Consider the following 12,463-nt stretch of genomic DNA (forward strand, 5'->3'; position numbering starts at 1 on the left):
CCCCCAGGGCGCCGGCCCACGCCGCGTTGTGGAGCCATAACGCAGTCCGGGGACCGGCGCAGGACGCGTTGTGGAGACATGGTGCGGTCGGGGGGTCACCGGGCGAGCTCCTGCACGACCGCGGCCAGGGCGGTGACGCCCGCCCGGCAGTCGGCGCGCTCGGCGTGCTCGGCGGGCGAGTGGGAGATGCCGGTCGGGTTGCGGACGAACAGCATCGCCGTCGGGACACCGGCCGCGGAGAGGACCCCGGCGTCGTGACCGGCCCCGGTTCCCAGGACCGGCGCGTCCCCGAGCAACGTGGCGATCCGGCCGGTCAGCTCCGGTTCGAAGGTGGTCAGCTCGGTCCAGGACTCCTCGGACACCACGCCGCCGTGCCCGGCGACGAGGTCGGCGAACTCGGCCACGACCGCCCGCACGCGATCGGTGTCGGCACCGCGAGCGTCGAGCCAGCCGGTCACCCGGGATGGGATCGCGTTGACCCCGTTCGGCTCGACCCGGACCTTGCCGCACGTTGCCAGGGCGTCGTACCGCAGCGCCGCCACCCGCGCCGCCAGCACGACCGAGGCGAACGCGAGCATGGGGTCGTGCCGGTCGGCGAGCCCGGTCGTCCCGGCGTGGTTCGCCTCGCCGGGGAGCTCGAACCGCCAGCGGCCGTGCGGCCAGATCGCGGAGCCGACGCCCACCGGCGCGTCGAGATCGGCGAGCGCCCGGCCCTGTTCGACGTGCAGCTCGACGAAGGTGGCAACCCGGCGCAGAGCCTCCTCGTCGTGCCCGAGCCGGGCCGGGTCCTGACCCGCCTTCACCATCGCCTCGGCCATCGACAGCCCGTCGGCGTCGGTCAGGCCGCGGGCCCGGTCGGCGTCCAGCGCGCCGGTGATGATCCGCGAGCCGGCGCACGCCACCCCGAACCGGGCGCCCTCCTCGTCGCCGAAGTGGACCACCGCGATCGGCCTGCCGGGTGCGAACCGGCGATCCCGCAGCGCGTCCAGGGCGGCGAACGCCGACACCACCCCCAGCGGACCGTCGAAGGCACCGCCGTCGGGCACGGAGTCCAGGTGTGAGCCGATGGCCAGGCCCGGGCGCACGTCCGGAGCACCCCACCACGCCCACTGGTTACCGGCCCGGTCGGTGGTCAGGTCGAGTCCGCGGCGCTCCGCCTCGCCGGCGAACCACTCGCGCAGGCCGGCGTCCTCCCGCGTCCGGGCGAAACGGCGATAGCCGCCCGTCCTCGGGTCCCGCCCACCGGTTCGAGGTCCGCCCACATCTGCTCGAACGTGTGCTCGGATGTCACGCGCCCTCCCCTGCCGGGATCCGGATCCCCCGCTCGGCGGCCACCTCCGCGGCGATCTCGTACCCGGCGTCGACGTGTCGCATGACGCCGGTCGCGGGGTCGTTGGTGAGCACCCGCTCGATCTTCTCCCCGGCCAGGTCGGTGCCGTCGGCCACGGTGACCTGCCCGGCGTGGATCGAACGGCCGATGCCGACGCCGCCGCCGTGGTGGATGGACACCCAGGTGGCCCCGGAGGCGGTGTTGACCAACGCGTTCAGCAGCGGCCAGTCGGCGATCGCGTCCGAGCCGTCCGCCATCGCCTCGGTCTCCCGGTAGGGCGACGCGACCGAGCCGCTGTCGAGGTGGTCGCGGCCGATCACGACGGGCGCGGACAGCTCACCGGACGCGACCATGTCGTTGAACCGGGCCCCGGCCCGATCCCGCTGCCCCTGGCCGAGCCAGCAGATCCGGGCCGGCAGCCCCTGGAACACGACCCGCTCCCGGGCCGCCTGGATCCAGCGGTGCAGGTGATCGTCATCCGGGAAGAGGTCGAGCACGGCCTCGTCGGTGGCGTGGATGTCCTTCGGGTCCCCGGACAGCGCGGCCCACCGGAACGGACCCTTGCCCGCGCAGAACAGTGGGCGGATGTAGGCGGGGACGAACCCGGGGAACGCGAACGCCCGGTCGAAACCGCCCAGGCGGGCCTCGTCGCGGATGGAGTTGCCGTAGTCGAACACCTCGGCGCCGGCGTCCGCGAAGCCGACCATCGCCTCCACGTGCCGGGCCATCGACGCCCGCGCCCGCTCGGTGAACTCCGTGGGCTTGCGCTCGGCGTAGTCGTGCCAGTCCGCCACGGCGACGCCCTCGGGCAGGTAGGACAGCGGGTCGTGGGCCGATGTCTGGTCGGTGACGACATCGACGCGCACACCGCGGCGCAGCAGTTCCGGCAGCACCGTCGCGCAGTTGCCCACCACCCCGACCGACACGGCGCGGTGGTCGTCCCGGGCGCGTTCGCACCGGGCGACCGCGTCGTCGAGGTCGGGAGCCAGCTCGTCGAGGTAGCGCTGGTCGATCCGGCGGCGCAGCCGCGCCTCGTCGACGTCGACGATGAGGCAGGTTCCGCCGTTGAGGGTGACGGCCAGTGGTTGCGCGCCACCCATCCCTCCGCAGCCGCCGGTCACGGTCAGCGTGCCGGCCAGCGTCCCGTCGGGCCGCCGGTCGGCGACGGCCGCGAAGGTCTCGTAGGTGCCCTGCAGGATCCCCTGGGTGCCGATGTAGATCCACGACCCGGCCGTCATCTGGCCGTACATGGTGAGGCCGAGCTGTTCGAGGCGGCGGAACTCGGGCCAGGACGCCCAGTCCGGTACCAGGTTCGAGTTGGCGATCAGGACCCGCGGCGCCCACTCGTGGGTGCGCAGCACGCCGACCGGCTTGCCGGACTGCACCAGCATGGTCTCGTCGCCGGCCAGTGTGGTCAGCGTGCGCACCATCGCGTCGAAGGACGCCCAGTCCCGCGCGGCCCGGCCGGTGCCGCCGTAGACGACCAGATCATCCGGGCGTTCGGCGACCTCGGGATCGAGGTTGTTCTGCAGCATCCGCAGCGGGGCCTCGGTCTGCCAGGACCCTGCGGTGAGAGTGGTACCGCGCGCGGCACGGACGGGGCGGGCGCCTTCCATGATCGATCCCTTCTCTCGGTAGATCCCTCAGCGCAACGGGCCGGTCACCGACTCGGCGGCGGCCACCGCCCCGCCGGAGACGACGTAGGCCAGTGCGGACTCGATCTCCGGGTCGAGATGACGGTCGGGGCCCGGACCGGCCACCGCGGCGCGCAGCCCGTCGCGGACCGCTGCGGTGGCCGGAGCCGGTTCCAGCGGCCGGCGCAGGTCGAGCCCGCGGGCGGCGGTGAGCAGTTCGATCGCGACGACCCGGCTCAGACCGTCCACCGACCGGCGCAGCTCACGGCCGGCCGACCAGCCCATGGAGACGTGGTCCTCCTGCATCGCGCTGGACGGGATGGAGTCGACCGACGCCGGTGTGGCCAGCCGCTTGAGCTCGGAGACGATCGCGGCCGCGGTGTACTGGGCGATCATGTGGCCGGAGTCGACGCCCGGGTCGGCGGCCAGGAAGGCGGGCAGCCCGTGGCTGCGGGCGATGTCGAGGAACCGGTCGGTGCGCCGCTCGGCGATCGACGCGACGTCGGCGGCCGCGATCGCGAGGAAGTCGAGGGCGTAGCCGAGCGGTGCGCCGTGGAAGTTGCCGTTGCTCTCCACGCGCCCGTCCGGCGTGATCACCGGGTTGTCGATGGCGCTGGCCAGCTCCCGGGACGCGATCGTCTCGGCGTAGGTGACGGTGTCGCGCGCGGCGCCGTGCACCTGCGGGGCGCAGCGCAGCGAGTAGGCGTCCTGCACCCGCGTGCACTCCGGCCCGCGGTGACTCTCCATGATCGCCGAGCCGGCCAGCAGCGCACGGAGGTTCGCGGCGACGTCGGCCTGCCCCGGGTGCGGGCGCAGCGCCTGCAGGTCCGCGGCGAACACCGCGTCGGTCCCGAGCAACGCCTCGACGCTCATCGCCGCGGCCACGTCGGCGGTGCGCAGCACCAGCCGCAGGTCGTGGCAGGCCAGCACCAGCATGCCGAGCATGCCGTCGGTGCCGTTGATCAGCGCCAGACCCTCCTTCTCCCGCAGCTCGACCGGCTCGATACCGGCCGCGGCCAGTGCCTCGGCAGCGGGACGTAGCACATCGTCGGCGTCGCGCACGAGCCCTTCGCCCATCACGGCCAGGGCGCACTGCGCCAGCGGCGCCAGGTCGCCGGAGCAGCCGAGCGAGCCGTACTCCCGGACCGTCGGCGTGATGCCCGCGGAGAGCATCGCCGCGTAGGCGCGAGCCGTCTCGAGCCGGACCCCGGTCCGCCCGCTCGCGAGCGTGCTCAGACGCAGCAGCATCAGGGCCCGGACGACCTCCCGCTCCACCTCGGGGCCCGACCCGGCCGCGTGCGAGCGCACGAGGCTGCGCTGCAGGTCCGTGCGCAGCTCGGAGGGGATGTACCGGGTCGCAAGGGCCCCGAAACCGGTCGACACCCCGTAGTGCGGCTCGACGTCACCGGCCAGCGCCTCGACCACGGCGCGACTACGCCGGATCTCGGCCTCCGCCTCGTCCGACAGGACCACGGCGGCTCCGTCCCGGGCCACCGCGAGGACGTCGTCGCCGCTCACGGGACCGATTCCGACGGTGACCGGCTGCATCCCCCCATGGGACACCCGGCGCGACCCCGGCACCAGGGCCGTCGCGTGCCCCGCGGGCACCGGGGTAACCGTCGACCTATGACCTCAATGTCCACGTCCCGCGGTGCGGCGGCCGGGCGCGTCCCGCTCTCCGTTCTCGACCTGGTACCCGTCTCGAGCGGCCACGACGTCGCGGAGGCCCTCGAGGACACCATGCGTCTCGCCCGGACGGCGGACGAGCTGGGTTATCGGCGCTTCTGGCTCGCCGAGCACCACAACAGCGACACCTTCGCCAGCTCCGCCACCGCCCTGCTCATCGAACGGGTCGCATCGGCCACTGAGCGCATGCGCGTCGGCTCGGGCGGCATCATGCTGCCCAACCACGCGCCGCTCACCGTCGCCGAGCAGTTCGGGACCCTCGCGACGCTGCATCCCGGCCGGATCGACCTCGGTCTCGGGCGCGCCCCGGGCACCGACCCGCGCACGGCTCACGCGCTGCGCCGGGGCGCCTCCAGCATCGACTCCTTCCCCCAGGACGTCCGCCGGCTCGCGGCCTACCTGGCACCCGCCGGGCCCGGACAGGGCCCGGTGCGGGCGATCCCCGGACAGGGGACGCAGGTGCCGCTGTGGCTGCTCGGGTCGTCCACGGCGAGCGCGGAACTGGCCGGTCGCCTCGGGCTCCCGTTCGCGTTCGCCTCGCACTTCGCTCCGTTCCAGCTCGACGAGGCGCTTGCCGTCTACCGCACCACCTTCGACCCCTCCGGTCCGCTGGCGTCGGTCACCGAGCCGACAGTGATGGCCGGGGTCAACGTCCTCGTCGCCGACGACCAGCAGCGAGCCGAGGAGCTGTTCACCACGGTGCAGCAGATGTTCCTGCGGCTCGCGGCCGGCGCCACCGGACCGCTGGACCCCCCGATGCCGGATCTGCGGACCAGGCTCGACGCCGATCAGGCCGCCGCCGTCGACGCCCCGTTGCAGGTCTCGTTCGTCGGGACCCCCGATGTGGTGCGTCACGGCCTGGACGAGTTCGTGGACCGGACCGGGGCCGATGAACTGCTCGTCGTCACCTACGCCCACGACCCGGCGCAGCGGCGGCGCTCCTATGAACTCCTCGCGAACACGTGGGGCCTCGTCGGGGAGAGCTCGGCGGCCTGAAGCCGGCGTGTGCGTGTCCTGCGCGGCGCCGTCCTGGCAGGCTCTGGCCATGGCTCCCGCGAAGCGCCGGTTGGTGATCGTCCGGCATGCGAAGTCGGCCTGGCCCGAGGGCGTGGCCGACATCGACCGGCCACTGGGGCCGCGCGGCCGGCGGGACGCGCCGGCGATCGGCCGCTGGTTGCACGACCACGTGTCCTACATCGACACGGTGGTGTCCTCCCCCGCGGTGCGGGCCGACCAGACGTGGGAGCTCGCCGCCGCCGCCCTCGGCACGGAGCCGCAGCGCCGCTTCGACGAACGGGTGTACGCCGCGTCGGCGACGGAGCTGCTCGCCGTGGTCCGGGAGCTGCCGGCCGGGGCCGCGACCACGGTGCTGGTGGGCCACAACCCGGGGCTGGAGGACCTCGTCGCGCTCCTCACCGGCGAGGAACGCGTCATGAAGACGTCCTCCGTCGCGGTCGTGAGCTGGCCGGGATCCTGGGCCGACGCCCCCTCCCGGCGGGCCCACCTCGAGAAGCACGTCACACCGCGGGGCTGACCCGGGGTGGCGGATCTGCGCATACCGGACGGGGGCTTCGGGGTAATGGCTGCTCGAGGCGCCCACCGCCGGGCGCAGGATCAGCTCGCGCGCGGCACCTCAGACGGTCCGGCGCGCGAGCCCGGCCAACCGAGGGGAACACCGGTGTCGACCGACGCGATCGTGCTGCTCAAAGAGGACCACAAGCAGATCCGCAAGCTCTTCCGGGATTTCCGGGGTGCGGGCGAGAACGCGCGCAAGACGAAGGAGAAGACCGTCAAGAAGATCCTCGAGGCGCTGACGGTCCACACCTACATCGAGAACGAGTGCCTGTACCCGGCGACCCGGGAGCTGCTCCCGGACCTCTCCGACGACGTGCTCGAGTCCTACGAGGAGCACCACGTGGCCGACGTGCTGTGCTCCGAGCTGGCCGCGATGAGCGCCGACGACGAACGCTTCGACGCGAAGACCACGGTGCTCATCGAGAACGTCCTGCACCACATCGAGGAGGAGGAGCAGGAGTGGTTCCCCAAGGTGCGTGACGGGCTCGGCCGCAAGAAGCTGCAGGAGATCGGCGCGGAGATGCTCGAGATGAAGAAGAAGGCCCCGCGCAGCCCCGCGCAGCCCGGGGCCCTCGCGAAGGCGGTCGACGCCGTCCTCGCCTGATCAGCCGTGTGATCGCTGCACCAGGCGCTCCCGCTGCGGGACGACGACGTAGCGGGGGTCCTTGGTGGAGGCGATACCGGCCTCGAACACCCCGAACCGCTGCAGCGCGCCGGCCACCACCAGGGCGAGCCCCGATCCCACGGAGACCGCCCGGCTCCGCCGGGCACCCAGCACCGTGCCCGCGAGCCCGGCCACGGTGAGCCCCTCCGAACAGCGGCGCAACCGGTGCGCCCGGCCGGTCGTGTACGCCTCCCGGACGACCGGGTGGAGCCGCTCCTCCAGCACCTTCGACGCGGCGAGCTCGCCCACCGCGCCGGATGCCGCGAACCACCGCGCCGGGCCGGCCTCCTCGACCGGCGTGAGCGCCATCATCAGTCCGCCCGAGGCGGCCGCCGCCGACCCGCTGAACACGAACGGCAGCTGCTCCCGGGCCCCGTGCCACGCCGGCACCGCTGTGTGGGACAGCAGGACCGCGGTGTAGGACGCGACCCCCGGCGCGAACACGGCCGAGGCCAGCCCGGCGGGCCGGGCCGATCTGCGCAACAGCCGGCCCAGGACGGTCGGTCGCAGGCGCCGCGGCAGCAGCTCGGCGATCGCCGCCAGCCCGACCCCCGGGCCGAACGCGGTGAGGATCCAGGTGCCGACGCTCATCGGGGAGGTCGGCTTGGCGACGCGCAGCATGTGGTGGAAGCGCTCGGGCCGCCCCAGGTCGGTGACGAGGAAGACGACGCTCGCCAGCAGCGCGGCGAGCGAGCCGAGCCACCCGGCCCGGCGCAGCGCCGGCCTGCCGCTGAGGTCCGCACCGGCCGCGAGCACCGCGGACCCCGCCGCGAGCCCACCGGTGAACAGGTAGGCCGGGACCTTCCACTCCCACACCGGCGCCTTGATCACCGGACGCCCGTAGTAGGACCGGAAGTCCGCCGCCGGGACCACCTCGCGCTGCACGGCGCCGGCGCGCCGGCCGTCGCGGCCGTGCCTGACGAGCCGGGCCGGGTCGACGTCGGAAGTACTCATCGCTCCCCCTCGCCGCGCCCGGCCGGCACTTCACGACAGCGCCGGACCGATGATCCGCCTGCGATCTCACTCATCGTCGGCTCCCGAGGAACGACCCCACCGCGGCGGTGAGGAAGGCTGCGGCCGCGATCCCGGCGGCGCGCCACATCGCGGGCGCATCGCGGGTGGGCACCACCGGGTCCGGTGGCAGGCCGTAGACCTCGGGCTCGTCGAGCAGCAGGAAGAAGGCACCCGTGCCGCCGACCCCGTCGTCCGGGTCCTCGCCGTAGAGCCGCGCCTCGGTGACGCCGCGGTCGTGCAGGGTGGCGACCCGCCGGTTCGCGCGCTCGCGCAACTCGTCGAGTTCCCCGAACTGGATGGAGTCGGTGGGGCAGGCCTTGGCGCACGCCGGCTCCAGCCCGTCGTGCAGCCGGTCGTAGCACAGCGTGCACTTGTGCGCCCTGCCGTCCAGCGGGCTGCGGTCGATCACGCCGTACGGACAGCCGGAGACGCAGTAGCCGCAGCCGTTGCAGATGTCCTGCTGGACGACGACCGTGCCGAACTCGGTCCGGAACAGCGCACCGGTGGGGCACACGTCCAGGCAGCCGGCGTGCGTGCAGTGCTTGCACACGTCGGATTCCATCAGCCACCGGAAGTCGGTACGGCCCTCGGCGCCGTGGCCGTCCGCACCGTCGTCGCCGGGGCGGGAGAACGAGGGCATGCCGAGGTCCTGCGGCGGCTCGTGGACCTCCAGCGGGTTGGTGCCCAGCTCGCTGCCTCCGCGCTCGGCATGCCGCAGCCGGGCGGCGACCACCTCGGTCATCACCGGGGTGCCCGACGGGCCGGTCGGCAGCTCGGCGATCCCGGTCCGCTGGCCGCCCAGCGGAATGTCCTGCTCCACGAACGCCACGTGCCGCCAGGTGTTCGCACCCAGCATCCCGGAGTTGTCGTAGGACATCCCGAGCAGGTCGAATCCGTCGTCCGGGACGAGGTTCCACTCCTTGCACGCCACCTCGCAGGCCTTGCAGCCGATGCAGACCGACGTGTCGGTGAAGAAGCCCACGCGCGGTGGGTGTTCGAGATGCCCGGCGTCGGCGGCGACGTCGTCGAGCGGGCCGTACAGGCTGTTCTCGCGGATCATCGCCGTACCTCCTGTTCGATGTGCTTGACGCCGCACGTCGTGCAGACCACGGCCCCGGTCGCGGCGGTGATCCCGGCACGTTCGCGGTAGCCGGCGACGTAGTCGAGCAGCGCGGGTCCGCGCGGCCGGGGGCCCGGCCGGATGTCGCAGGTGGCGACCTTGCTCTCCTGGATGAAGACGTTCGCGTCGAGTGTGATGCCCAGCAGGTCGTTGAACACATCACCCCGCACCAGCCCGGTGGGGCCCCAGTGGTACGGCATCCAGATCTGGTGGACGAGGCGGCCGCCCACCCGCAGCGGGGCCAGCCTGTCGGTCACCATGACGCGGGCCTCGACGGCGGTCCGGCTGGTGATGACGTGCGCCCAGCCCAGGTGTTCCAGCCCGCGCTCGGCCGCGAGCTCGGGAGAGACCTCGACCGTCAGCGCCGGTTGCAGCTCGGACAGGTAGGGCAGGGTCCGGCTCATGCCGCCCGCCGTGTGGTGCTCGGTGAGCCGGGACGCGGTGAACACGTAGGGGAAGACGTCGACGTTCGGTTCCGGCGGGGACGGGTTGGACGGGTTGTCGGGCCGGCCGTAGACCTTGCGCGTCGGGTCGCCCTGCTGGACGTACAGCGCATTGCGCACCGGCGACTCGTGCGGCTCGTAGTGGGTGGGAAGCGGGCCGTCGACCAGGCCCCGGGGCGAGAACAGCCAGCCCTTGCCATCGGCCTGCATGATGAACGGATCGTCACCGTGCAGGGCGTCGGGCCCCTTGGTCGGGCCGGGGGGAACATAGTCGGGCGGTTTGGTGGGCTCGAAGTCCGGCACGTCGTAGCCGGTCCACCTGCCCCGTTCGGGATCCCACCACACGAGCGCCTTGCGTTCGCTCCACGGTCGGCCCGCCGGATCGGCGGAGGCGCGGTTGTACAGGATCCGGCGGTTCATCGGCCAGGTCCAGCCCCACTCCAGCGCGTAGATGTCCTGCTCGAAACGCGGTTTGCGCCGCCGCGCCTGGTTGACGCCGCCGGCGTAGACCCCGCTGTAGATCCAGCAGCCGCACGACGTGCTGCCGTCGGCCTTCAGGTCGGTGTAGCCGTCGACCACCCGGCCGGTGGTGAGGTCGTAGCCGTTGATCCGCCGCAGCACATGGTCGGCGGACGGTTCCTCGTCCCCGGGGTCGCCGTGCACCTCGTAGTCCCAGGCGAGGTCCAGCAGCGGCCGGTCGCGCTCGTCGGTGGACCCTGCGAGCCGTTCCCGGAGCCGACGGCCCAGGTGGTAGAAGAACCACAGCTCGGAGCGCTGATCGGCGATCGGATCCACCGCCTTGTCCCGCCACTGCAGCATCCGCTGCGTCTGGGTGAACGTGCCGTCCTTCTCGGTGTGCGCGGCGGCGGGGAAGAAGAACACCTCGGTGCGGCACCGCTCGGGGACGATCTCGCCGGTCTCCACCTCCGGCGCGTCCTTCCAGAAGGAAGCGCTCTCGATCATCGTGAGGTCGCGGACGACCAGCCAGTCCAGGTTGGCCATGCCGAGACGCTGGATCCGTCCGTGGGCCGATCCGACCGCGGGATTCTGGCCGAGCAGGAAGTAGCCGAAGACCTTCCCGTCGACCATGTCCAGAACCGTGCGGTAGGTGCCGTGGTCGCCGGTGATCCGCGGCAGGTAGTCGTAGCAGAAGTCGTTCTCCGGGGTGGCCGCGTCGCCCCAGTACTCCTTGAGCAACGACACCAGGTAGGCGTCGGCGTGGCACCAGAACCCCTTCTGCTCCTTGCCGCAGATGGTGCTCGTGTACGTCGCGAGGTCCGGGTGCGAGGCCGCGGACGGCATCACCAGGTAGCCGGGGAGCAGGTTGAACAGGGTCGGCACGTCGGTGGAGCCCTGGATGCTGGCGTGCCCGCGCAGGGCGAGGATGCCGCCACCGGGACGACCGATGTTGCCCAGCAACAGCTGGATGATCGAGGCCGCTCGGATGTACTGCGCGCCCACGGTGTGCTGGGTCCACCCCACGCTGTAGACGAACGCCGCGGTGCGCTCCCGCCCGGAGTTCTCGACCAGTGCCTCGCACACCGCCAGGAACTGCTCCCGGGGGGTGCCGCAGATCTGCTCGACCATCTCGGGTGTGTATCGGGAGAAGTGCCGTTTGAGGATCTGGTAGACGCAGCGCGGGTGCTGCAGGGTCGGGTCCGAGGGGATGGATCCGGCCACCCCGTCGAGCTTCGGCCCACCCGAACCGTGCTGGTCGGGTGAGGCCTGCTCCTTCTCCTCCGCCCAGGGACGCAGGTTCGCCGGGAGCACCGGACCCGAGCTCTCGTAGTGCCAGCTGCTCTGGTCGTAGCTCGCCGTCGCCGGGTCGTAGCCGCTGAACAGCCCGTCGAGGTCCTCGGTGTCGCGGAATTCCTCGCGGATGAGGAACGACGCGTTCGTGTACGGGAGGACGTACTCGCGGAAGTCGTGCTCGCCGGCCAGGATGTAGTTGATCACGCCGCCGAGGAAGGCGATGTCGGAGCCGACGCGCAGCGGGACGTAGTGGTGGGCCAGCGCGCTGGTCCGGGTGAAGCGCGGGTCGACGTGGAAGACCTTCGCCCCCCGCTCCTTGGCCTCGATCACCCACTGGAAACCCACCGGGTGCGCCTCGGCCATGTTCGAGCCCATGATCACGATGCAGTCGGAGTGCACCAGGTCCTGCTGGTAGTCGGTGGCGCCGCCGCGACCGAACGAGGCCCCCAGACCGGGGACGGTGGCGGAGTGTCAAATACGGGCCTGGTTCTCGATCTGGATGGCTCCCAACGCCGTGAACAACTTCTTGATCAGGTAGTTCTCCTCGTTGTCCAGCGTGGCCCCGCCGAGGCTGGCGATACCCATGGTCCGGCGCACCCGGTTGCCGTGCTCGTCACGCTCCTGCCAGCCCTTGTTCCGGGCGTCGAGAACGCGGTCGGTGACCATGTCCATGGCCGTGTCCAGATCGAGCTCGGTCCACTCGGTGGCGTACGGCGCCCGGTAGCGGACCTTCTCCATCCGATGCGGTCCGGTGACCAGCTGCTTGCTCGCCGAGCCCTTCGGGCACAGGCGGCCGCGGGAGATCGGGGAGTCGACGTTGCCCTCGATCTGGATGACGTGGGAGTCGGAGACGTACACCCGCTGGGCGCAACCGACGGCGCAGTACGGGCAGACCGAGCTCGCGACCCGGTCCGCCTCGACGACCCGTGCCCGCATCGCCGTCGAGCGGGGGGACTCCGCCGCGGCGCCCCGGCCCAGCCGGTCCGGGCCGGTGAGCTGGCGGTAGACGGGCCAGGACTCGATCCAGGTACGCACGCCCATGAGCGTCTCCGTCCAGGCGAGGATCCGTCGGCCGCGAACCCGGTGGGAGCGCGGTGCTGCCGAGGTACCCCCGGCACCGGCCGGGAAACAGCACCGGCCCCGTAACCCGCTGATCAAGGGCAGAGGGGCGCTCCGCGCGATCAACAAGCCCCCTTCTCCCCTTGATCAGCGGGTGGGGGCGGGGCGGAGCGGGCCGCTCGGATC

At 72.5% G+C, this 12,463-nt stretch carries 9 protein-coding genes; 3 read left to right on the forward strand and 6 right to left on the reverse strand.

The features are described from left to right. Positions 1–95: 95 nt before the first annotated feature. From HF519_RS01305 to hutH, 3 genes are read right to left on the reverse strand one after another with little or no spacing between them, the layout of a single operon-like run. Complete coding sequence (locus HF519_RS01305) at positions 96–1,262, reverse strand: allantoate amidohydrolase (protein ID WP_312859828.1); 1,167 nt, start codon at positions 1,260–1,262, stop codon at positions 96–98. A 25-nt stretch (positions 1,263–1,287) separates the two neighbouring features. Continuing rightward, positions 1,288–2,946 carry a urocanate hydratase gene (gene hutU, locus HF519_RS01310; protein WP_169409738.1) on the reverse strand — a complete coding sequence of 553 codons (1,659 nt, stop codon included), beginning with the start codon at positions 2,944–2,946 and terminating at the stop codon, positions 1,288–1,290. Positions 2,947–2,973: 27 nt separating this feature from the next. Beyond that, positions 2,974–4,512 (reverse strand): histidine ammonia-lyase, encoded by a 1,539-nt coding sequence (hutH, locus tag HF519_RS01315; protein WP_169409739.1) that lies wholly within the window; start codon positions 4,510–4,512, stop codon positions 2,974–2,976. 78 nt (positions 4,513–4,590) lie between these two features. On the opposite strand from hutH, the gene HF519_RS01320 reads away from it, so the two are divergent. The 3 genes from HF519_RS01320 to HF519_RS01330 all read left to right on the forward strand — a co-directional run bounded on the left by HF519_RS01320 (position 4,591) and on the right by HF519_RS01330 (position 6,829). Then, positions 4,591–5,646, forward strand: a complete 1,056-nt coding sequence (locus tag HF519_RS01320; protein WP_246242089.1) for an LLM class flavin-dependent oxidoreductase — start codon at positions 4,591–4,593, stop codon at positions 5,644–5,646. Between the two features lie 49 nt (positions 5,647–5,695). Then, a complete protein-coding gene (locus HF519_RS01325) occupies positions 5,696–6,184 on the forward strand; it encodes a SixA phosphatase family protein (protein WP_169409740.1) in 489 nt (162 codons plus the stop codon). A 144-nt stretch (positions 6,185–6,328) separates the two neighbouring features. Continuing rightward, entirely contained in the window at positions 6,329–6,829 is a 501-nt protein-coding gene (locus HF519_RS01330; RefSeq protein WP_169409741.1) for a hemerythrin domain-containing protein, read from the forward strand. Here HF519_RS01330 and nrfD read toward each other — a convergent pair whose 3' ends face one another. The 3 genes from nrfD to fdh form a co-directional block, all read right to left on the reverse strand. Next, on the reverse strand, positions 6,830–7,843 hold the full coding sequence (nrfD, locus tag HF519_RS01335; RefSeq protein ID WP_169409742.1) for an NrfD/PsrC family molybdoenzyme membrane anchor subunit: 1,014 nt from the start codon (positions 7,841–7,843) through the stop codon (positions 6,830–6,832). A gap of 70 nt (positions 7,844–7,913) precedes the next feature. Next, entirely contained in the window at positions 7,914–8,963 is a 1,050-nt protein-coding gene (locus HF519_RS01340; protein ID WP_169409743.1) for a 4Fe-4S dicluster domain-containing protein, read from the reverse strand. After that, positions 8,960–12,259 (reverse strand): formate dehydrogenase, encoded by a 3,300-nt coding sequence (gene fdh / locus HF519_RS01345; protein WP_211169357.1) that lies wholly within the window; start codon positions 12,257–12,259, stop codon positions 8,960–8,962. Before fdh ends, HF519_RS01340 begins: the two co-directional genes overlap by 4 nt. Between the last annotated feature and the right edge of the window lie 204 nt (positions 12,260–12,463).

The sequence above is a fragment of the Pseudonocardia bannensis genome, assembly GCF_012911875.1.
GTDB classification, from domain to species: Bacteria; Actinomycetota; Actinomycetes; order Mycobacteriales; family Pseudonocardiaceae; genus Pseudonocardia; species Pseudonocardia bannensis.

Excerpts from the sequence above, each read along its gene's own strand:
- hutU (WP_169409738.1), bottom strand. The coding sequence starts at position 2,946 with ATGGAAGGCGCCCGCCCCGTCCGTGCCGCGCGCGGTACCACTCTCACC.
- hutH (WP_169409739.1), bottom strand. The coding sequence starts at position 4,512 with ATGCAGCCGGTCACCGTCGGAATCGGTCCCGTGAGCGGCGACGACGTC.
- HF519_RS01320 (WP_246242089.1), top strand. The coding sequence starts at position 4,591 with ATGACCTCAATGTCCACGTCCCGCGGTGCGGCGGCCGGGCGCGTCCCG.
- HF519_RS01325 (WP_169409740.1), top strand. The coding sequence starts at position 5,696 with ATGGCTCCCGCGAAGCGCCGGTTGGTGATCGTCCGGCATGCGAAGTCG.
- nrfD (WP_169409742.1), bottom strand. The coding sequence starts at position 7,843 with ATGAGTACTTCCGACGTCGACCCGGCCCGGCTCGTCAGGCACGGCCGC.
- HF519_RS01340 (WP_169409743.1), bottom strand. The coding sequence starts at position 8,963 with ATGATCCGCGAGAACAGCCTGTACGGCCCGCTCGACGACGTCGCCGCC.